The 20,080-nt window shown below is 75.1% G+C and carries 17 protein-coding genes; 9 read left to right on the top strand and 8 right to left on the bottom strand.

Going from position 1 to position 20,080, the window contains the following annotated elements; all coding sequences use genetic code 11:
- The first annotated feature begins 143 nt into the window (after positions 1 to 143).
- Both NH342_RS24295 and NH342_RS15635 read left to right on the top strand, forming a co-directional pair.
- A complete protein-coding gene (locus NH342_RS24295; protein ID WP_253015971.1) occupies positions 144 to 1,442 on the top strand; it encodes a histidine kinase in 1,299 nt (432 codons plus the stop codon).
- Complete coding sequence (locus tag NH342_RS15635) at positions 1,435 to 2,085, top strand: response regulator transcription factor (protein WP_253015969.1); 651 nt, start codon at positions 1,435 to 1,437, stop codon at positions 2,083 to 2,085. Before NH342_RS24295 ends, NH342_RS15635 begins: the two co-directional genes overlap by 8 nt.
- On the opposite strand, the gene NH342_RS15630 is transcribed toward NH342_RS15635, so the two are convergent.
- From NH342_RS15630 to NH342_RS15610, 4 genes are all read right to left on the bottom strand, one after another.
- Positions 2,078 to 3,583, bottom strand: coding sequence for a VWA domain-containing protein (locus NH342_RS15630; RefSeq protein WP_253015967.1), 1,506 nt, complete (start codon positions 3,581 to 3,583; stop codon positions 2,078 to 2,080). The two genes, NH342_RS15635 and NH342_RS15630, sit on opposite strands and share 8 nt — an antisense overlap.
- The gene (locus NH342_RS23915) at positions 3,583 to 4,803 is read right to left on the bottom strand and encodes a MoxR family ATPase (protein ID WP_308200676.1); all 1,221 of its coding nucleotides are present in this window, start codon (positions 4,801 to 4,803) and stop codon (positions 3,583 to 3,585) included. The genes NH342_RS15630 and NH342_RS23915 overlap by 1 nt, the downstream gene beginning before the upstream one ends.
- 71 nt (positions 4,804 to 4,874) lie before the next feature.
- Positions 4,875 to 6,167, bottom strand: a complete 1,293-nt coding sequence (mdo, locus tag NH342_RS15615; RefSeq protein WP_253015965.1) for an NDMA-dependent methanol dehydrogenase — start codon at positions 6,165 to 6,167, stop codon at positions 4,875 to 4,877.
- Between the two features lie 166 nt (positions 6,168 to 6,333).
- The gene (locus NH342_RS15610; protein WP_253015963.1) at positions 6,334 to 7,167 is read right to left on the bottom strand and encodes a helix-turn-helix transcriptional regulator; all 834 of its coding nucleotides are present in this window, start codon (positions 7,165 to 7,167) and stop codon (positions 6,334 to 6,336) included.
- Between the two features lie 101 nt (positions 7,168 to 7,268).
- On the opposite strand from NH342_RS15610, the gene NH342_RS15605 reads away from it, so the two are divergent.
- Entirely contained in the window at positions 7,269 to 8,039 is a 771-nt protein-coding gene (locus tag NH342_RS15605; RefSeq protein ID WP_253015961.1) for an SDR family NAD(P)-dependent oxidoreductase, read from the top strand.
- 45 nt (positions 8,040 to 8,084) lie between these two features.
- Here the strand turns inward: NH342_RS15605 and NH342_RS15600 are convergent, their stop codons facing one another.
- Together NH342_RS15600 and NH342_RS15595 are read right to left on the bottom strand one after the other, a co-directional pair.
- On the bottom strand, positions 8,085 to 9,932 hold the full coding sequence (locus tag NH342_RS15600) for an EAL domain-containing protein (protein ID WP_253015959.1): 1,848 nt from the start codon (positions 9,930 to 9,932) through the stop codon (positions 8,085 to 8,087).
- A 100-nt stretch (positions 9,933 to 10,032) separates the two neighbouring features.
- Positions 10,033 to 10,644 carry a TetR/AcrR family transcriptional regulator gene (locus NH342_RS15595; RefSeq protein ID WP_253015957.1) on the bottom strand — a complete coding sequence of 204 codons (612 nt, stop codon included), beginning with the start codon at positions 10,642 to 10,644 and terminating at the stop codon, positions 10,033 to 10,035.
- A gap of 77 nt (positions 10,645 to 10,721) precedes the next feature.
- On the opposite strand from NH342_RS15595, the gene NH342_RS15590 reads away from it, so the two are divergent.
- The 3 genes from NH342_RS15590 to pcaC are packed head-to-tail and all read left to right on the top strand — an operon-like array spanning position 10,722 to position 13,435.
- Entirely contained in the window at positions 10,722 to 12,266 is a 1,545-nt protein-coding gene (locus tag NH342_RS15590; RefSeq protein ID WP_253015955.1) for an MFS transporter, read from the top strand.
- Between the two features lie 9 nt (positions 12,267 to 12,275).
- Positions 12,276 to 13,046: a 3-oxoadipate enol-lactonase gene (gene pcaD, locus NH342_RS15585; protein WP_253015953.1), complete on the top strand. Its 771-nt coding sequence runs from the start codon at positions 12,276 to 12,278 to the stop codon at positions 13,044 to 13,046.
- Positions 13,043 to 13,435 (top strand): 4-carboxymuconolactone decarboxylase, encoded by a 393-nt coding sequence (gene pcaC, locus NH342_RS15580; RefSeq protein WP_253015951.1) that lies wholly within the window; start codon positions 13,043 to 13,045, stop codon positions 13,433 to 13,435. Before pcaD ends, pcaC begins: the two co-directional genes overlap by 4 nt.
- Here pcaC and NH342_RS24290 read toward each other — a convergent pair.
- Positions 13,425 to 15,623 carry a diguanylate cyclase domain-containing protein gene (locus NH342_RS24290; RefSeq protein WP_253015949.1) on the bottom strand — a complete coding sequence of 733 codons (2,199 nt, stop codon included), beginning with the start codon at positions 15,621 to 15,623 and terminating at the stop codon, positions 13,425 to 13,427. The two genes, pcaC and NH342_RS24290, sit on opposite strands and share 11 nt — an antisense overlap.
- A 177-nt stretch (positions 15,624 to 15,800) precedes the next feature.
- Positions 15,801 to 17,369, bottom strand: a complete 1,569-nt coding sequence (locus NH342_RS15570; protein WP_253015935.1) for a hypothetical protein — start codon at positions 17,367 to 17,369, stop codon at positions 15,801 to 15,803.
- 342 nt (positions 17,370 to 17,711) lie between these two features.
- On the opposite strand from NH342_RS15570, the gene NH342_RS15565 reads away from it, so the two are divergent.
- From NH342_RS15565 to NH342_RS15555, 3 genes are all read left to right on the top strand, one after another.
- Positions 17,712 to 18,911 carry a glycosyltransferase gene (locus NH342_RS15565; protein ID WP_253015933.1) on the top strand — a complete coding sequence of 400 codons (1,200 nt, stop codon included), beginning with the start codon at positions 17,712 to 17,714 and terminating at the stop codon, positions 18,909 to 18,911.
- Positions 18,912 to 18,927: 16 nt separating this feature from the next.
- On the top strand, positions 18,928 to 19,899 hold the full coding sequence (locus NH342_RS24285; RefSeq protein ID WP_253015931.1) for a glycosyltransferase: 972 nt from the start codon (positions 18,928 to 18,930) through the stop codon (positions 19,897 to 19,899).
- A partial coding sequence (locus NH342_RS15555; protein ID WP_253015929.1) for a glycosyltransferase family 2 protein occupies positions 19,896 to 20,080 on the top strand: 185 nt, incomplete at its 3' end. The genes NH342_RS24285 and NH342_RS15555, both read left to right, overlap by 4 nt.

The following is a 20,080-nucleotide window of genomic DNA, read 5'->3' as shown; positions in this document are numbered from 1 at the left end:
TGCCCCGCGGGGCTGGCCGAGCTGGGGGTGCGGCCCGCCGACCTCGGCACCCTGGCGGCGAGCACGCTGGCCGACGCCTGCCTGTCCACCAACCCGCGGGACGCCGGCGCCGCCGAGGTCACCGACCTGTTCCGGGCCGCGATGTGACCACCCCGGGCATCACCGAGCTCACCGGCCTGCGCTCGTCCAAGCCGACCTGGTACGCCGAGTACCGGCACACCGCCGACAAGCTGACCCGGGCCCTGGGGTCGCTGGACCGCATCGCCCAGGTGCTGTCGGCGACGGGCGAGGGCGCCGGTGCGCTGTGCCGGGCCGTCGTCGACGCGACCGCCGAGCACCTCGGTGCGGACTGGGTGGTGCTGGTGCTGCGCGAGGACGCGCTCCCCCTCGCCCGCCCGCGGCTCGTGGCCCGCGGGCCGGCGGGCGACCCGGTGCAGGAGCTCTGCGACCTGCCCGTCGGGGTGGGCCGGGCGGTGGGCGGCGCCCTGGCCGAGGGCGGGGTCGACCCGCACCAGGACGACGCGGGCGCGGTCGTCGTCCCGCTCGTGGTGGACGGCGAGGCCACCGGTGCGCTGGTCGCCTGGGTCGGTCGGGAGTCCACGACGTCGGCCGCGGACCTCGCGATCCTGCGCATCGTCGGCAACCAGTCGGCGGTCGCCCTGCTCAGCGACCACCTGCTGGCCGGGTCGGAGGCGCTGCGGCGGCAGACCGAGCAGCTCTACGCCGAGGCCGAGCAGCGGGCCCGTGACCTCGCCGAGCGGCACCACCAGCTGGCCGACGCCGAGCGCCGGCTGGACGTCGCCGCCCAGCGGGAGGCCGTCGACGTCGAGCGGCACCGGATCGCGCGCGAGCTGCACGACAGCGTGGCCCAGCACGTGCTGTCGGCGGGCATGGCGATCGAGTGGTGCCGCCCGGAGGTCGAGCACCACCGCGAGGTCTACGAGCGGCTCGACCACGCCAAGGCGCTCACCCGCGAGGCCGTCGAGCGGCTGCGCGGGGCCATCCACGCGCTGTCCGCCGACCACGACGTCGACCTGCCCGGCCTGCTGGCGCGGTTGCCGGCCGAGCACCCCGTTCCCGGGCTGGCCGTCGCCGTCCGGGTCGAGGGCCGGCCGGTCCGGCTGCCGCCCCCCACCGCCGAGGCGCTGCACAAGATCGCCACCGAGTGCCTGTTCAACACCACGCGGCACGCCGGGGCCACCCGGTGCACCGTGCGGCTGGCCTACCGCCCCGGCTCGGTGCGGCTGACCGTCGCCGACGACGGCACCGGCACCCCGGGGGTGCTGCGCCAGGCGCTGCGCTCCCCCGACGGCCGGCACCACGGGCTGCTGAACATGGCCTCCCGCGCCGCGGAGGTCGGGGCGGTGCTCAGCGTCGGCCGTGCCCGGCTCGGCGGGGTCCGGGTGGACGTCGCCCTGCCGCTGGAGGTGACCGGTGGCTGACCCCATCCGGCTGGTGGTCGTCGACGACCACGCCATCGTGCGGCAGGGGCTGCGGTCCATCCTGGAGCGCGAGCCCGACATCCGGGTGGTCGGCGAGGCCGCCACCCCGGGCGAGGCGCTGGACCTGGTCGCCCGGGAGCGGCCGCACATCGTGCTGCTGGACCTCAAGCTGTCGGCGGGGTCCGACGTCGAGGGCCTGGCGCTGTGCGGCGAGCTCACCGGCGGCGGCGGGCCGGCGCCCGGGGTGCTGGTGGTCACCACCTTCCTGGACCAGCAGCTCGTGCTGCGCGCCATCCAGGCCGGGGCGCGGGGCTACGTGCTCAAGGACGTCGACGCCACCGCCCTGGTCGCGGCCATCCGCGCGGTGCGGCGCGGGGAGTCGGCCTTCGACAGCCACAGCGCGGCCGCCGTCGTCGCGTCGCTGGCCGCCCCGTCCGCGGGCCCGGACGGCACCGACCTCACCGCGCGGGAGCGGGAGGTGCTGGCCCTGCTGGCGCGCGGGCTGTCCAACGACGCGATCGGCCGGGAGCTCTACATCTCCGCGACCACCGCGAAGTTCCACGTCGGCAACGTGCTGCGCAAGCTGTCGGTGTCCCGGCGGGCCGAGGCGGTCTACGCCGGGTCCAAGCTCGGCCTCATCTGACCGCGCGGGTCACCACGTCGGTGGCGAACCCCTCCAGGGCGGCCATGTCCCGGATGACCTCGACCCGGTCGCAGGAGTCCGCGTAGGCCGGCAGGTCGCAACCCCCCAGCGCCCAGGAGTACCTCGGTTCCGGGGTGAGCCAGATGGTCTCCCGGACCCGGCGGGCCAGGTCGGCGAAGACGTCCAGGCGGGGGGCGTTGCCGTTGCCCCGGCCGTCCCCGAGCACGAGCAGCGTCGTCCGGCGGGTGAACGCGCCGGAGTGCTCCCGGGCGAGCGTGGCGAAGACGGTGCCGTAGTCGCTGGTCGCGTCCACGTCGATCACGTCGCCGCCGAACACCAGGCCCAGCGCGTGCTCCAGGGGGTGCTCGTCGAACAGGTCGGTGATCTCCACGACGTCGTCGACGAAGGCGAAGGTGCGCACCTGCGCGAACAGGTCCTGCAGGGCGTGCACCACGTGCAGGGTGAACCGGGCGGTCGTGCGCACCGACAGGGAGACGTCGGCGACGACGACCAGGCGGGGCTTGTCCTCGGCGAGCCGGGTGGTGACCGGCCGGAACGGGACCCCGTCGTACTTCATGTTGGCCCGCATCGTGCGGCTGACGTCGACCCGCCCGCGCGGGGTGCGCCGTTTCTTGTGGGTGAGCCCGCCGTGCAGGGAGGTCGCCAGCCGGCGCAGCGACTCCTCGATCCGCGCCCGTTCGGCCTCGGTGACCCGTTGCACCGGTGCGGCCCGCAGCTCGCGCTCCTCGATGGCCAGGTCGGTCATCTCGGCGAGCTTCTGCAGGTGGGCCTTCAGCAGCTCGGGCAGGTCGTCGATGACGCCGGCCAGCTGGCGGCGCAGTGCCTCGGCGACCTCGGGGTCCAGGTCGTCGACGGGGTGGGCCAGCCAGTCGCGCAGCGCCTGCTGCTGGGCGACCGAGAGCTCGACGTCCAGCTGGGTGCCCCCGGCCCGCACCAGATCACCCGGCAGCCCGGGGTCGTGCAGCCGGCCCACCTCGACCTGCACCTTCTCCTGCCCGTCGGCGTTCCCGACCGGCTCGCTGGACAGCACGATCTGCTGGGTCAGGCTGGCCAGGTCGACCTTGTTCGCCTCCTGGTGCAGGTTGTACTGCTGGGTGAGGTCCTCCGGTCTGAAGTAGTCACGGATGTCCATCGGCTTGCCGTGGCTGTGGCCCTGCTCCGGCTCGCCACCCGGCTCCTGCGACCACGTCATCCGGGTCAGCTCGCCCTCGTCGACCAGGTCGTCGTGGGCGTGGCTGTGCCCGTCGGCGGTCTCGGTCACCGCCCGCAGCGAGAAGAACCGCGCGAAGGTGTCGGCGAAGACCTCGGCGTCGCGCCAGTCCTTGAGCAGGGCCGCGCCGAGCGCCGCCTCCAACGACGCCCGGTCGCCCACCTCGACGGCGGCCGCGGCGGCGAAGGCGTCCACCGCCTCGGCGGTGGAGATCCGCATGCCGCGCAGCCGCAGCAACCGGATGAACCGGTGCAGCGCGCCCTCCATCAGACCGGCCGGCGGCGGGCGGCGCCCCTGTTCCCGGGGAAGGAGCGGGCCCCCTGGGACGACGTCACACCGCGCGGCGCCGCGGGGATCTCGCGGGCACCCCCGGCCTTCTCGCTGCCGGATCCGCTCGCCCGTTGGCCGTAGTACTCCTCGTCGTGCCGCCCGGGGGTGTCCTTGGCCGCGCGCCGCGCCTTGCCCTCGTCGTCGTGACCGTGGTCGTGGCCGTGCCCGCCGTGGGAGTGGGAGTGCCCGTGGTCGTGGCCGTGCTGGTGGTCGGGGGCTCCGCGGTCGGGGACGGTGGCGTTCGGGTCGACCAGCCGGGGCAGTGCGGCCCGCGACCGCTCGACGTCCCGCTCGTACTTGGCGACGACGGAGACGGTGTCGGCCAGCACCCCGGCCTCCAGCTCGGTCACCCCGAGGACGGCGAGGGTGCGTGCCCAGTCGATGGTCTCCGAGATCGACGGGGACTTGCGCAGGTCCAGCCCGCGCAGGCCCCGGACGATCTCGACTAGCTTCTGGGCCGCGGCGTCGTCGAGGCCGGTCTTCTTCGACCGGAGGATCTCCAGCTCGCGCTCGGCGTCGGGGTACTCCAGGAACAGGTGCAGGCAGCGCCGCTTGAGCGCCGCCGACAGGTCGCGGGTGTTGTTGCTGGTCAGGATGACGTAGGGCGGGTGCTCGGCGACGAACGTGCCGATCTCGGGCACCGACACCTGGTACTCGGCGAGCATCTCCAGCAGCACCGCCTCCAGCGCCTCGTCGGCCCGGTCGACCTCGTCGACGAGCAGCACGACCGGCTCCGGGGACCGGACGGCCTCCAGCAGCGGGCGGGCGGCGAGGAAGCGGTCGGAGAAGAAGGCGCTGTCCTGCTCGGCGACCCGCTCCACGGCCGCGGCCATGGTGGTGGTGTCGGCCAGCAGCTCCGCGGTCTTCTCGCGCAGGATCTGGGTGTAGAGCAGCTGCTTGCCGTAGTCCCACTCGTAGAGCGCCTTGGTCTCGTCCTGGCCCTCGTAGCACTGCAGCCGCAGCAACCGGCGGCCCGTGGCCAGGGCCAGGGTCTTGGCCAGCTCGGTCTTGCCGACCCCCGCCGGGCCCTCCAGCAGCAGCGGCTTGGCCAGCCGGCTCATCACGAAGGTCGTGGTGGCCAGCCGCCGGTCGGTGATGTAGCCGTGCTCGGCGAAGGCGCGGGCCACGTCGTCCACGCCGTCGAAGTCATCGGTCACGCGCAGTCCTCTCGTGGGTGGGGTGGCGGGGGTGCCGGGCAGGCCGGCACCGGCACCCCCGCCGGCTCGGGTCAGGAGAGGAGGTCGTCGAGGTCGCCGGTCATGCAGTGCTCGACCACGGGGCGGACGGTCTCGAAGGTGCACTCTTTGGCGTTGCCCGGGGTGCAGGCGTCGCCGAGGACGTGGTTCGTGATCCGGTCGACGTCCTTGTCGTCGCCGGTGATGACCCCGGCGTTCTCGTAGAACTTGGTGGGGCCCTCGCCCAGCCGGTTCTTGGAGTAGGTGTCCTTCTTCACGTCGACGAAGCGCTCGGTGATGCCGACGTCGCGCAGCAACCGGATCGCCGCGGCCAGCGCGGCCTCGGCGGCCTGCACGTCGGTCATGCCGTAGGTGTCCACGCCCATCGCGGCGGCCAGCTCGGCGAACCGCTTGTACTGGGTCGGCATGTTGAACGCCCAGACCCGGGGCAGCGCGATGGCGTTGTTCAGGCCGTGGTGGGTGTCGTAGAAGGCGCTCACGGCGTGGCTGATCGAGTGGATGATGCCCAGGCCGCCGGAGTTGAAGGCCTGCGCGGCGATGTACTGGGCGTACATCATCCCCTCGCGGCCGGCCAGGTCCTGGCCGTTCCAGACCGCCTGGCGCAGGTTCTCCGCGGTCAGCTTCACCGCGTACAGGGCGTTGCCCAGGGAGGGGGCGAAGTTCAGCCGGCTGACGTAGGGCTCCGAGGCGTGCGCCAGGACGTCGAACCCGCACTGCGCGGTGTAGTCGACCGGGCAGTCGTAGTAGAGCACCGGGTCGTCGATGGCCAGGGTGGTGACCGAGGTGTCGTCGAAGGCGACGTACTTGTGCGGGTTGTCCGGGTCGGTGGTGGTGTCGGTGATGACGTAGGCCCAGGAGGTCTCCGAGCCGGTGCCGGCGGTGGTGGAGACCGCGATGTGCGGCGGGTTCTTGGGGTTCTCGCTCTGGTTGAAGCCCTCGAACTCGTTCACGCTGCGGCCGTCGTGGGCCACCGAGATGCGGGCGCCCTTGCAGGCGTCGTGGCTGGAGCCGCCGCCGATGGACACGAAGCTGTCGCAGTCGTTCTCCTGGTAGAGCTTGACCGCGTCCATGACGTTGTAGTCCTTGGGGTTGGACTCCACCTCGTCGTAGACCACGACGTCCAGGCCGTGCCACTTCATGGACTCGGCGATCTTCTCCACGATGTTCGTGCCGCGCAGGCCCGACGTCATGATCAGCGACTTCCGGAAGCCGAGCTTCTTGGCCTCGGGGCCGATCAGCTCGTGGGCGCCCGGCCCGAGCATCGCCCGGGGGAAGGGGTGGAACTCCTTGATCGGGAACGGCTTGAGCAGTTCTTCGACCTGCATGGCCTGACCTCCTGCGGCAGCGACGGTGCTGGGGTGACCTGGAAGCTATGGCCGCGGTCACAGGTGGCGGGAGTTGCGAGGACCTGCAACCGGCCGTCCGGGGCGGTAGGTCGGCCCGGTCGGGCAGGTGCACCTGCCCGACCGGGCAGGTGCCGGGCCGGAGGGGTCAGGCGCTGAACTGGTGGCCGAGGACCGCCAGCAGGTCCAGCCGCTCGGCGTCCGGGGTGCCCGGGGTGGCGGTGAAGACCAGCAACCGCTGGCTGCGGTCGTCGCTGAAGAGCACCTGGCAGTCCAGCTCCATGCGACCGACCTGCGGGTGGTCGTAGGTCTTGCGCTGGCCGGTGTGCACCCCGACCTCGTGCCGGGACCACACCTCGGCGAACTCCGGGCTCCGGTCGAGCAGGTGGTCGACCAGCTCCGCGGCCCCGGGGCTGCCCCGGCCCACGGCGCCGCGCAGGTCGGCCGCCCACACCCGGCTCTGCCGGGCGTGCTCCTGCGCCGGCCGCATCCCCCGCTCCGCCGGGTCGTGCAGGAACCAGCGCACGTAGGCGCTGCGCCCGGGACCGGTGAACCGGGTCTGGTCCCCCAGCAGCGCGACGGCCAGCCGGTTCTGCACCAGGGTGACCCCGAGGTCGCTGACCACCTGGGCGGGGGTGTCGGTCAGCCGGTCCAGCACCCGCATGGTTCCCGGCGGCACGTGGTCGCTGCGGTGCCCGACCCCCGGGTCGGCCTGGCCCGCCGTCGCGAACAGGTGGTCGCGCTCGACCTGGCTCAGCCGCAGCGCCCGGGCCAGCGCGGTGAGCACCTGGACCGAGGGCTGCGGCCCGCGCTGCTGCTCCAGGCGGGTGTAGTAGTCGGTGGAGATCCCGGCCAGCTGGGCCACCTCCTCGCGGCGCAGGCCGGGGGTGCGACGGCGCGCGAGGGCCGGCAGACCCATCTCCGCTGGGTGCAACGACTCCCGGCGGCGGCGCAGGAAGTCGGCCAGGGTCGCACGGTCCATGCCCCCGAGGGTGCCCCCCACCCGTCGGGGCAGCCAGGGATCGCCGGTCCCTGGATGGACGGTCTCTGCCACCGCCCGCGCGGACGGTCGACGGTGGAGCCATGACCGACACCACGAACCGCCGCATCGCCGTCGTCACCGGAGCCAGCCGGGGCCTGGGCCGCAGCACCGCGCTGCACCTGGCCCGCTCCGGGGTGGACGTCGTCGGCACCTACCTGAACTCCCCCGCCGACGCCGAGTCCCTCGTGCAGGAGGTCGCCGCCGCCGGCGGCGCCGCCGAGGTGCTGCCCCTCGACGTCGCCGACACCGGCTCCTTCCCGGCCTTCGCCGACCGGCTGCGCGCGCTCGTGCGCGACCGCTTCGGCCGAGACACCGTCGACGCCCTGGTCAACAACGCCGGGACCTCGCTGCACGAACCGTTCGCCACCACCACCGAGCAGCAGTTCGACGAGGTGATGACCGTGCACGTCAAGGCGCCGTTCTTCCTGACCCAGGCCCTGCTCCCGCTGCTGGGCGACGGCGCCCGCATCGTCAACGTGTCCTCCGGCCCGGCCCGGTTCACCCTGCCCGGGTCGGCCGCCTACGCCACCGCCAAGGGGGCGGTGGAGGTGCTGACCCGCTACCAGGCCCAGGAACTGGGCGACCGGGGCATCCGGGCCGTGGTGGTCGCCCCCGGCGCGGTCGCCACCGACTTCTCCGGCGGCACCGTGCGCGACGACCCCGCCGTCGGCGACGCCGTCCGCGGCATGACCGCCCTGGGCCGGTTGGCCGGCCCCGACGACATCGGGGCCGCCGTCGCCCTGCTGCTCGCCGACGGCTTCGGCTGGGCCACCGGCGCCCGCATCGAGCTCAGCGGCGGCATGCGCCTCTGACCGCTGCGCTCGGCCCACTGCCGGACGGGAGCGGGCCGGGTGGGGTCAGCCGCGGAGGGCCGGGGTGGAGGTCGAGGTGCTCGGTGCCGGGTGGGTCGCGGGGGCCGAGGGCCGGCCGAAGAGCCAGCCCTGGCCGTGCGTGCAGTGCAGGGCGGTGAGCTGGGTGCGCTGGTCGTCGGTCTCCACGCCCTCGGCGACGACGTCGAGACCGAGGCTGCCGGCGAGCTCGATGATGGTCGCGACCAGGGTCGCGGCGGCGCCGCCGCTGCCCAGGTCGGCCACGAACGACCGGTCGATCTTGATCCGGTCGGCCGGCAGCTGCCGCAGGTAGGACAGGCTGGAGTAGCCGGTGCCGAAGTCGTCGATGGCGACCTTCACCCCGATCGCGCGCAGCCGGGCCAACCGCTCGACCACTGCGGCGACGTCGTCGACGAGCACGCTCTCGGTCACCTCGAGGACCAGTTGCCCGGCGGGCAGGCCTGCGGTGGCCAGTGCGGTGCTCACCACGTCGACGAAGTCCGGCTCGCGCAGCTGCCGGCCGGACACGTTGACCGAGACCGTCAGCGCGTGGCCGACCTGTGCGGACAGCGCGGCGACGTGCCTGACGGACTGGTGCAGCACCCAGGTGCCGATGGGCACGATGCTGCCGTTCTCCTCGGCCAGCGGGATGAAGTCCACCGGGGACACCGCCCCCCGGGTGGGGTGGTGCCACCGGAGGAGGGCCTCCACGCCGACGACGTGCGCCTCGGGCAGGGTGACGATGTCCTGGTAGTGCACTTCCAGCTGGTCACCGGCGGCCAGCGCCGCGGCGAGGTCCTCGGCCAGCTCGGCGCGGCAGCGGGCCTGCAGGGCCATGCCCTCGGCGTAGACGGCCAGCCGCCCCTTCCCGCCGGCCTTGGCCTGGTACATCGCGAGGTCCGCGTTGCGCAGCAGGGTCTCGACCTTGCGGTTGCCGGCCGAGGCGACGTCGGCGACGCCGACGCTGGCGTGCACGACCAGCGGACGGCCCTCGACGACGGTCGGTGCGGCCAGCGCGGCGAGGATGCGCTCGGCGACCGAGCGGGCGGTGTCGGCCGAGCCGTCGTGGGCGATGGCGAACTCGTCCCCACCGAGCCGGGCCACGACGTCCCCGGAACGCACGCTGGCCACCAACCGGTCGGCGACGGTGCACAACAGCTGGTCGCCGGCGGCGTGCCCGCGGCCGTCGTTGACGTCCTTGAAGTCGTCCAGGTCGATGAACAGCACCGCCACCTCCCCGCCCCGGGCCAGCATGCGGTGCAACGACTCGGTCAGCAGCAGCCGGTTGGCCACCCCGGTCAGCGGGTCGTGCAGGGACTGCTGCTCGTTCAGCCGCCAGCTGGCCAGGTGCGCGCAGCTGGCGGCCAGCACGAACGCCCCGTGCACCAGGGCCCAGAACAGCGGACCGGTGGCCCCGTGGTGCATGCCGGCGTGCCCGGCGCCGAACACGGTGCCCGCGTCGATCGTGCCCAGCACCGCGTGGTGGACCACGGTGATCACCAGCGCGACGAGGAAGGCAGTCCAGTCCTGGTAGAGGGCTGCGACCGCGACCATGACGAAGAAGTGGAAGTGGGTCTCGATGACCCCGGGGAAGGTGTGCACCAGCACCACCGCCGACAGCGTCAGGCTCGCCGCCGACGCCGCCGTCCGCACCCCGCGGCCGACACGCGGGGAGCGGGCCACCAACGCCGGGACCGCCACCACCGCAGCCCCCAGCACGGCCCGGGCCGGCCCGTGTCCGAGGGTCGCGATGACCAGCCCGAGCGTCACCGCCTGCAGCAGGCACAGCTGCACGATCCAGGCGTGCCGGCGGTCGAAGACCTCCTCGGTCAGCAACCGTCCTTCGGGCAGCCAGGAACGCACCAGGGAGAACACGGTCCAGCAACGGTCGGACCGCCACCGGTCTTGAGCCGGCACCGGCGGGGTCACCCGGACGAGGGGGCTGCTCCCGACGTCCCGGTACCCGGGGTCCGCGTCAGCCGCGTGCAGGTCCCAGCCCGGTGAGCAGCAACTGCAGGAGCGCCTCGTAGGAGGCCTCCGGGTCCGGGGTGCGCTGCACCCCGGCGAGCTCCAGCGACACCGCACCGTGCACCGCCGACCAGATGGCCTGCGCGGTCTCGGTGAGGTCGGCGCGCCGGAGCCTGCCTGCCGCCATGGCCCGGGCCACCTCCCGCTCGAGCGCACCGAAGGCGGCCCCGGCGTGCTCGGCCAGCTCGACCTCCTGCGCCTCGGTGCGGTCGCCCGCGCTGAGCGCCGGGCCGAACATCGCGGCGTAGTGCTGCGGGTGGCCCAGCGCGAAGGCACGGTAGGCCCGGCCGCTGGCCTCCAGCCGGCCGGTCGGGTCGGCCCCCGGCAGGTCGCCCAGGGCGGCGGTCAGGCCGTCGAACCCGCGCACCAGCAGCGCCGCGACCAGGCCGCCCTTGGTGCCGAACCGGTTGTACACGCCCATCGGCGCGACGCCGGCCTCCGCGGCCACCGCGCGCACGGTCACCGCGGGCAGACCCTCGCGCACCAGCACCCGCTCGGCGGCGTCCACCAGCGCGGTGGCGACGTCCTGGCTGCGGGTCCGCTGACCGGTCTCCGTCATGCCCGCATCCTCCCCCTTGTCGTCTGTAGAACGTCGTCCTACATTCCTAGGACATCGTTCTACAACCGGAGGTCGTCATGACCACTGCCCCCGCTCCGTCCACCACCCGTCGGTGGTGGGTCCTCGCCGTGCTCTGCCTGTCGGTGCTGCTGGTCAGCGTCGACAACACCATCGTCAACGTCGCGCTGCCGACCATCGGCCGGCAGCTGTCGGCGACCACCAGCGACCTGCAGTGGGTCGTCGACGGCTACACCCTCGCCTTCGCCGCCCTCCTGCTGCTCGGCGGCCACCTCGGTGACCGCTTCGGCCGGCTGCGCATGCTGCAGCTGGGCCTGACCGGCTTCGTGGCCACCTCGGTGCTGGCCGCGTCCGCCGACTCCACCGCCGAGCTGGTCGCCGCCCGCGCGGCGATGGGCGTCGGCGCCGCCCTGGTCTACCCGGCGACCCTCGCACTGCTCGTGACGACGTTCCCCGACACCCGGGAACGGGCCACCGCGATCGGTGTCTGGTCGGCGGTCTCGGGCCTGTCGGTGGCCATCGGCCCGGTCAGCGGCGGGGTCCTGCTGGAGCACTTCGCCTGGGGCTCGGTGTTCCTGGTGAACCTTCCCCTCGGTGCGCTCGCGCTGCTGGCCGGCCGCGTCCTGCTGAGGGAGTCCCGCGAGCGGACACCGGCCCGCTTCGACCCGGTGGGTGTGCTCGGTTCGGTGGCGGCCATCGGGCTGCTGGTGTGGACGACGATCGAGGCCCCCGGCCACGGCTGGACGTCGGCGACCACCCTGGTCGGCTACGCCGCGGCGGCCCTGGCACTGGGCGGGTTCATCGCCTGGGAGGCCACCCGACCGGACCCGCTGCTGGACGTGCGGCTGTTCACCGACCCGCGGTTCTCGGCGGCCAGCGGCTCGATCGCGCTGGCGTTCTTCGGCCTGTTCGGCTTCATCTTCCTCATCACCCAGTACTTCCAGGCCGTGCGCGGCTACGACACCCTGACCGCCGGGCTGGCCACGCTGCCCTTCGCCCTGGTGATCGGCGCGGTGTCCCCGCTGGCGATCGTGGCGATGCGGGCGGTGGGCACGACGGTCGTCGTCTCCGGCGGGCTGGCGACCATGGCGGCGGGCTTCGCGCTGGCGGCCGGAACCGGGCTGGACACGGCCTACTGGGGCCGCATCGTGGTGTCGATGGTGCTCATGGCGGCCGGCCTCGGCCTGGTGACGAGCCCGGCCACCGAAGCGGTGATGGGTGCCCTGCGCACCGACCAGGCCGGCGCCGGCTCGGCGGTCAACGACACCGTGCGCGAGGTCGGCGGCACGCTCGGCGTCGCCGTGGTCGGCTCGGTGATGGCCACCGTCTACGCCCCCGCCGTCCGGGACGCGCTGTCGGCCCTGCCGGGCGCGGCGCAGGACGCAGCCGGTGGGTCGGTGCTCGTCGGGCTGGCGCTGGCACCGGCGGGGTCGGCGGACGCCGTCCGGCAGGCCGCCCGGGAGGGCCGCGTGCTGGCCCAGGTCGTGCGGGAGCGCACCGACGTCGACGCCGACGCCCTGCTCGCCGGCGCCGCCCCCGACACCGGCGAGGCCGGCGCGCAGGTCGACGCCGCCCTGGCCGCCCACACCGTCACCGAGAGCTGAGGAGCCCCGTTGCCCGTCGACGTGCACGCCCAGGTGGAGGGGCCCGAGGACGCCCCCGTCGTCCTGCTGTCCAACTCCCTCGGCACGACGCTGGAGATGTGGGACCCGCAGGTCCCCGCGCTCGCGGAGCGGTTCCGGGTGGTCCGCTACGACACCCGCGGGCACGGCCGGTCGCCGTCGCCTGCGGGCGACTCGACCGTCGACGACCTGGTCGACGACGTCCTGGCGCTGCTGGACCGGCTGCACGTGGCCCGGGCGCACGTGGTCGGGTTGTCCATCGGCGGCATGACCGGGCTGCGGCTGGCCGCGCGGGAGCCCGAGCGGGTGGACCGGCTCGCCGTGCTGTGCACCTCGGCGCACCCCGGCAACCCCGGCGCCTGGACCGAGCGGGCAGCCACCGCGCGCCGCGAGGGCACCGCTTCGCTGGCCGACGCCGTCGTCGGCCGCTGGTTCACCCCCGGCTGGGCGGCCGAGCACCCCGACGTGGTGGCGCGCATGCGGCAGGGGATCGTCGACTGCGACGACGAGGGCTACGCCAGCTGTTGTGCCGCGGTCGGTGCGCTGGACCTGCGCGACCAGCTCGGCAGCATCACCGCGCCCACCCTGGTGGTCAGCGGGGCCGACGACCCGGCGCTGCCGCCCGAGCACCAGGAGGCCATCGCCGCCGGCATCCGCGGGGCTGCGCTGCTCACCCTGTCCCCGGCCGCGCACATCGCCAACGTCGAGCAGGCCGAGCACGTCACCGCCGCGCTGCTGGCGCACCTGGGAGGTACCCGATGACCCACCCGAGCACGGACGACGAGCGGCGCGAGGCGGGCATGCGCACCCGCCGGGAGGTGCTCGGCGACGCCCACGTCGACCGCGCCGTCGCCGGCGTCACCCCGCTGACCGCCGACTTCCAGGACTTCATCACCCGGGTGGCGTGGGGCGACCTCTGGCAGCGCCCCGGCCTGGACCGGCGCACCCGCTCGATGCTCACCCTCGCCATCACCGCCTCGCTGCGGCACTGGGACGAGTTCGCCCTGCACGTGAAGGCGGCGGTGCACAACGGGCTGACCGACTCCGAGATCGCGGAGGTCTGCCTGCACACCGCGGTCTACGCCGGGGTGCCCGCCGCCAACCACGCCCTCGCCGTCGCCAAGCCCATCCTGGCCGAGCTCAGGGGCTGACCAGCCGGCCACCCTTCACGGCGTACATCCGCTGGTCGGCGGTGTGCAGCAGCGCCTCGAACCCGGTGCCGTCGTCGGGGGAGACCGCGCAGCCGATGCTGGCGCCCACCCGCACCCGCTCGCCGCGCAGCTCGAGGGGCTCGCCGAGCGCGGTGGCCAGGGTGGTCGCCACGCGGGCGGCCTCGGCCGCCGCGGTGCCGGGGGCCAGACCGGGCAGCGCGACCAGGAACTCGTCGCCGCCGAGCCGGGCCAGCAGGTCCGTGCGGCGCACCGCCGACCGCAGCCGGCCGCTGATCTCCACCAGCAGCTCGTCACCGGCGGCGTGGCCGAGCCGGTCGTTGACCGCCTTGAACCCGTCGAGGTCGACGAACAGCAGGCCGACGGCGGTGCCGGCCGCGTCGGCCTCCCACAGCGCGAGCTCGACCTGCTCCTGCAGCCGCCGCCGGTTGGGCAGCCCGGTCAGCGGGTCGGTCCAGGCCAGCTGCTCGATGCGGGCCAGGTACTGCCGGGTGCGCTCCTGCTCCCGGGTCAACCGCTGCTGGGCCTCCACCCGGGCGGTGACGTCGTTCTGCACGCCGATGTACTGCACCACCCGGCCCTCGGCGTCGGTGACCGGTGCCAGGTGCAGCTCGTTCCACCACGGGGTGCGGTCGGGACCGCGGTGGTTGAGCAGGGTCTCGCGGCACTCCTGCCCGGCGGCGACGGCATCGCGGATGCGGGCCACCGCGGACAGGTCGGTGTCGGCGGTCTGCAGGAAGCGGCAGTTGCGGCCCAGCACCTCCTCCCGCGGGTAGCCCGACAGCTCCTCGAAGGCCCGGTTGACGTACACCATGGGCTGGTCGGGCAGCTGCATGTCCACGATGACGACCCCGCTGGTGGTCGCGGCCAGGGCCCGGTGCAGCAGGCCCTCGCCGGCGGCCGGGGCCAGCGCGGGCAGCTCGGGCAACCGGGGTGCCGTGGCGGCGGCGGGCGCGGGCCGCTCCACCGGCGCCGGACGGCGCTGCTCCCGGGGCACCACGCGGGCGACCAGGGCGTGCGCGGCCCGGGCGACGGTCTCGCGGTCGTAGGTCAGCGCGAACTCGAAGGTGCGCTCCATGTCCGGACCGGTGTCGCCGAGGTCGCGGGCCAGCAGCGCAGCGCTGAAGTGCGGGCCGATGACCGCCACGTCCCACTCGCCGCGCACCTCGTCGGCCGCGGACAGCTCGGCGCCGCGGACGCCGGCCACCGGTTCGGTCGAGAGCCCGTCGCCCAGCGCGCAGACGAAGCCCGTGCGCTCGGCCAGCCCGCGGTAGCGGGCCACGGTGGCGGGCGTGAAGTGCCGCGCCTCCTGGAACGTCGAGGCCACCACGGCGGTCTCGCCCAGGCGGAGCGCGTGCCGCTCCAGCTGCTTGGACAGCTCGATGAGCAGCCGCTTCGGGGACCGGCGCAGCACGGTGCCCGGCGGCAGGCAGCCGAACGGGGACACCTCGGTGCCCGGCGGGTCCAGCGGCGCCGGCGGCAGCAGCAGCTCCGCGGTGGGCAGCTGCGCGGCCGGGCCCGGCTGCGGCCGGCCGAACATCCAGCCCTGGCCGAGGGTCGCGCCCAGGGCGAGGGCCTGCACCAGGTGCGCGTCGGTCTCGATGCCCTCGGCCAGCACCACCGCGCCGGTGCGCTCGGCGTAGGCGTTGACCGCGTTCATCACCTCGGCCACCTCGGGGCCGGGGCGGTCCTGCACCAGGCGCAGGTCCAGCTTGACCACGTCGGGGCGCAGCAGCGGCATGAACGCCAGCGACATCGCGTCCGCGCCGACGTCGTCCAGGGCCAGGCCCCAGCCGATCTCGCGTATGCGCTGCACGGTCTGCAGCAGCTCGGCCGGGCGGGTCGCGATGGCCCGCTCCGTGATCTCCACGACCACCCGCAGCTGCGCGGGCGCGGCGTCCGCGATGGCCAGCAGGTCGGCCAGCGGGGCCGAGTCCAGCACCTCGGGCTCGACGTTGACGAACACCGTCAGCGGGGCCAGCAGCCCCTGCTCGACCGCGCCACGGAAGGCCGCGGTCCGGCAGGCGGCGTCCAGCTCGGCCAGCCGGCCGGCCTCGCGGGCGGCGGCGAACAGCTCGACGGGGGACCGCAGCGGCCCCTCCGGCCCGCGGGCCAGGGCCTCGTAGGCGACGACGGCGCCGCTGTCGAGGTCGACGATGGGCTGGAACACGCTGGTCACGGCCTCGGCGGCGAGGACGTCGTGGATGGTGGTGATGGGAGGACCCCGTCCGGTAGGGGCCGTCCCCGGGGTCCCCGTGGCTGGAGACGGACGGCGCTCACCCCGGTCATCGGCCGCACCCGGCGCCGGTGAACCCCCGCGGGCCCGGCCCTCACCCGGACGGGGGCGTCACCCCGCGGGGACGGTGACCGGGAAGGAGAGGGTGCCCGGCTGGAAGTCGACCGTCGCGCCGTCCGGGTAGGTGAAGACGCCGCCGAAGGTGATCGTGCCGGTGGTGAAGTCGGCCGGGACGTCGAAGGCGGTGGCCACCAGCGCGGGGTCGTCGACGATGTCCTGCGCGGGCACCACGGTGCCGTCGGGCAGCGTCAGCGAGAAGTACTGCGGCGGGCCCTCGCCCGCGCTGAAGGTGTCGGCGACCAGGTCGGAGTCGATGACCAGGAACGCCCGGTCGGGGGCCGCGGGCCGCGCGGTCACGTTGGTGCCGGCGAACCAGCTCAGCGACGCGCTCTGGATGGTCACCGTGAACGTGAACGGGGTGGTGACCCGGCCGGGCGCGCTGATCACGCCGGGGATCTGCTGCGCCGGGACCGGGTCGGCGTCGCGGTTCTGCCGGGTGGTCACCTGGAGGTTGTCCGCACCGGGGGTGCCGTCGACCAGCGACAGCGTCTGGGTGTTCTCCCCGTCGACGACCACGAGCTGCACGCCGGCGTCCGCCGGCGCCGACACCAGGCCCTCGATCGAGGCACCGGGGGTGACCAGCGACGGGTCGACCGGCACCTCGTCCCCGCCGTCGACGGCGTAGGACAGCAGCGGGGCGTCGTCGCCGTAGCCCTCGCCGCGGTCGACGGTGTACCGGAAGACGCGGAACACCTCGCCGTCGGCGGGGCGGCGGGCGTCGTCGCCGGCGCCGACCCGGTCGGCGGTGGCCAGGCCGGTGACCGTCACCCGGGCCGAGGCGCCCGACAGCGTGGCCGGGCCGTCGGGTGCGGCGAGCTCGACGTCCTCGAACGGGCCGTCGGCGGTGAACCCGGGGTCGGCGGCGCGGGGCTCGGGGGCGGTGAGGTCACCGGCGCCGTCGGGGGGCGTGCGGCCGTCGGGCCGGGACAGCAGCTCGCGGTCGGCCAGCGGCTGCGGCTCGGGGTCCGCAGGCTGCGCCGCGACCTCGAAGGTGACGTCCCCGCCGCCCTGCGACGGGGTGAGCGGGAACTCCAGGTAGGCGGCCGACGGGTCGCCGTCGACGAAGAGCACCGGCCCGCAGACCAGGTCGTCCTGCACGTCGGAGGTGTCGGCCGACAGGAAGCGGAACCAGCACCCGGTGCCGTCGCCGGTGGCCCCGCCCCGGTCGGCGACGTAGGCGTCCAGGGCGGCCTCGCCGTCGTCGACGGTCCGTTGCGGCTCCGCGACGGTGCGGCCCGCGTAGCTGAGATCATCCCCCCGGAGGAGGAACCACAGCCCGCCGCCGACCAGCAGCAGCACCAGCAGCGCCGCACCGCCGACGAGCAGTGGGGTGCGCCGGTTGCGCCTGGCCGGCTGCGGCGCCCACGGCGCCGGGCCCTGCGCGGGGTGCCATGCGCCCTGCGGCCACCCCGAGGACGGTTGCGGGGACGCCGGACCCTGCTGCGGGCCGGGCTGCTGCGGGCCGGGCTGCTGGGGGCCGGGCTGCTGCGGGCCGGGCTGCCACGGGCCGCCGTCCCCGGGTGCACCCCAGGTCTGCCAGCCGCCGTCGCGCTCGCTCACACGCCCTCCTCCGGTGCCGGCGAGGTGCCGGTGCACTCGCTCCGTGCAGGTCGGAACGCTATCGGACCGCTCCCGGCGGGACCTGCTCCGCGCCGGGGCCGGGCGGAAACGGCGCTTGCGCATGCCCGGGCCGAGTGACCCCCACCACCCGGACAAGGGGTCGAGGTGCGGGGGGAGGGGGGGTCTGTGAAGATCGCCGGGTTCGGTCCGTCGCGGTCCGGCCGCGGTCCCGGGGGACGCGCCGGTACCCGGGGATGCCTCATGAAGCGGGGTGACCGTCGTCCCTGCGCCGTCCGGCTCCGCCGTGCGGAGCGCCCCGCTGCCAGGAGGTGTGCCCCACCCGTGCCCCAGGACCTCACCCCGACCCTGCGTCCCCGCACCGCCGGTCGCCGTCGCTCCCGGTTGCGCGCCGTCCCGCCGGTGCCGGCGCCCCCGCCGTCCGACCCCGGCCGGCGGCTGCGGGTCGCGGTGATCGCCTCCAGCCGGTACCCCATCGGCGAGCCGTTCGCCGGCGGCCTGGAGTCCCACGTCTGGCAGCTGACCCGGTCGCTGACCGCACGGGGTCACGACGTGACCCTCTTCGCCGCCCCCGGCTCGGACCCGCAGCTGCCGGTCGAGCGGCTGCCCGTCCGGCAGCTGCGGATCAGCGACACCGCGCGCGCCGACGTGAGCATGGCGCCGGAGGTGTTCCTCGAGGACCACCACGCCTACCTGTCGCTGATGCTCGACCTCACCGGGCCCCGCGCGCTGGACTTCGACATCGTGCACAACCACGCCACCCACTACCTGCCGCTGGCCATGGCCCCGGCCCTGCAGGTGCCGATGATCGCCACGCTGCACTGCCCGCCCACGCCGTGGCTGGAGTCCGCGCTGCAGAGCGACGGCCCCACCCCCGCGCACCTGGTGGCGGTCAGCGGCCACACCGCCGCGGCGTGGCAGGGCAGCCCGGACGTCGGCCAGCGGGTCGGCGTCGTCCCCAACGGCGTGGACCTGGACCGGTGGGTCGCCGGGCCCGGCGGGGGGCCGCTGATCTGGTCGGGCCGCATCGTGCCGGAGAAGGGCACCCACCTGGCCGTGCAGGCCGCGCTGGCCGCCGGCCGCGAGCTGCAGATCGCCGGGCCGGTCGTCGACCGCGGCTACTTCGACCGCACCATCGCACCCTTCCTCGGCCGCGGCGTCACCCACCTGGGCCACCTGGACCACCCCGAGCTCGCCGCCGCCGTCGGCCGTGCCTCGGTGGCGCTGGTGACCCCCTGCTGGGACGAGCCCTACGGGCTGGTGGTCGCCGAGGCGCTGGCCTGCGGCACCCCGGTGGCCGCCTTCTCCCGCGGTGGCATCCCCGAGATCCTCACCCCGCAGTGCGGCCGGCTGGTGCCGGCCGGCGACGTGGCGGCGCTGGCCGCGGCCATCCCGGAGGCCGAGCAGCTCTCGCGCGCAGCGGCCCGGGAGCGGGCGCGGGCACACTGCTCGGTGGACACGATGGTCGACCGGTACGAGCAGCTGTACGGCTCGCTGGTCAGCGCGGCGGTGGCCACCGCGTGAGCGGGAGGGGGACCAGGTGATCGGCTGGTACGTGCACCACCAGGGCCGCGGGCACCTGCACCGCGCGGCCGCGGTCGCCGCCGAGCTGGGCACCCCGGTGGTGGGTCTGTCGTCCCTGCCGTCCCCCGGCGAGCCGTTCGCCGACTGGGTCCCCCTCGCCGACGACGCCGGGCACCCGGTCGAGGAGGTCACCGCCGGTGGCGCGCTGCACTGGGCCCCGCGCGGGCACGACGGCATGCGCCAGCGGATGGCCCGCCTCGCCGCGTGGGTCGAGCACGCCCGGCCGGCCGTCGTCGTCGTCGACGTGTCCGTCGAGGTCAGCGTCTTCCTGCGGCTGATGGGCGTGCCGGTCGTCGTCACCGCCATGCCCGGGGACCGCACCGACGCCCCGCACACCACCGGCTACACCGTCGCCGAGCGGGTGCTCGCCTTCTGGCCGCAGGACGTGCTCGACCCGCCGTGGCTGTCGGCCCTCGGCGACCGGGTCGTGCACGTCGGCGCGGTGTCCCGCTTCGACGGCCGCGAGCCCGCCGAGCCCGTCCCCGGCAGCGCGGTGCTGCTGGCCGGCGGCGGTGGCAGCGCGGTCACCGCCGCGGACGTCGACGGGCTGCGCGCGGTGACGCCCGGGCTGGACTGGACCGTCCTCGGCGGGCCGGGTGGCTGGTCGGCCGACCCGTGGCCGGTGCTGTCGGCCGCCGACGTGGTGGTGACCCACGCTGGGCAGAACGCCCTCGCCGAGGTGGCCGCGGCCCGCCGTCCGGCCGTCGTCGTCGCGCAGGAGCGGCCCTTCCGGGAGCAGCACCGCACCACCGACGCGCTGCACCGCTCGGGCATCGCCGTCGGGCTGCCCCGCTGGCCGGACACCGCCGCCTGGCCGCGGCTGCTGGAGCAGGCCCGGGCGCTGGGCGGGCAGGGGTGGGCGCGGTGGTCCCCCGGCGACGCCGCCCGGCGCGCGGCCCGCGAGATCGAGGCGGTGGCGCACTCGTGAGGACGGCGGTGGTCACCGTCGTCCACGGCCGGCACGACCACCTCGCCCGGCAGCTGGCCGGCCTGGCCCGGCAGACCCGACCAGCCGACGACCACGTGGTCGTCGCCATGGGGGACGCGGGCGTCGCGGCCGTGGTGGGGGACCGGGCCCGGGTGGTGGAGCTGCCGGCCGGCCCGCGGCT

Origin of the sequence: Klenkia sp. PcliD-1-E (assembly GCF_024124375.1) — a bacterium.
In the GTDB taxonomy this organism is placed as follows: Bacteria; Actinomycetota; Actinomycetes; order Mycobacteriales; family Geodermatophilaceae; genus Klenkia.
Note: the sequence above shows the minus strand (reverse complement) of the source record. Positions and strands in the feature narration are given on the sequence as shown.

Bases quoted from the DNA above. Each gene is read 5' to 3' on its own strand.
- NH342_RS15630 (WP_253015967.1), bottom strand. From the start codon at position 3,583: ATGGAGGGCGCGCTGCACCGGTTCATCCGGTTGCTGCGGCTGCGCGGC.
- mdo (WP_253015965.1), bottom strand. From the start codon at position 6,167: ATGCAGGTCGAAGAACTGCTCAAGCCGTTCCCGATCAAGGAGTTCCAC.
- NH342_RS15610 (WP_253015963.1), bottom strand. From the start codon at position 7,167: ATGGACCGTGCGACCCTGGCCGACTTCCTGCGCCGCCGCCGGGAGTCG.
- NH342_RS15605 (WP_253015961.1), top strand. From the start codon at position 7,269: ATGACCGACACCACGAACCGCCGCATCGCCGTCGTCACCGGAGCCAGC.
- NH342_RS15595 (WP_253015957.1), bottom strand. From the start codon at position 10,644: ATGACGGAGACCGGTCAGCGGACCCGCAGCCAGGACGTCGCCACCGCG.
- NH342_RS15590 (WP_253015955.1), top strand. From the start codon at position 10,722: ATGACCACTGCCCCCGCTCCGTCCACCACCCGTCGGTGGTGGGTCCTC.
- pcaC (WP_253015951.1), top strand. From the start codon at position 13,043: ATGACCCACCCGAGCACGGACGACGAGCGGCGCGAGGCGGGCATGCGC.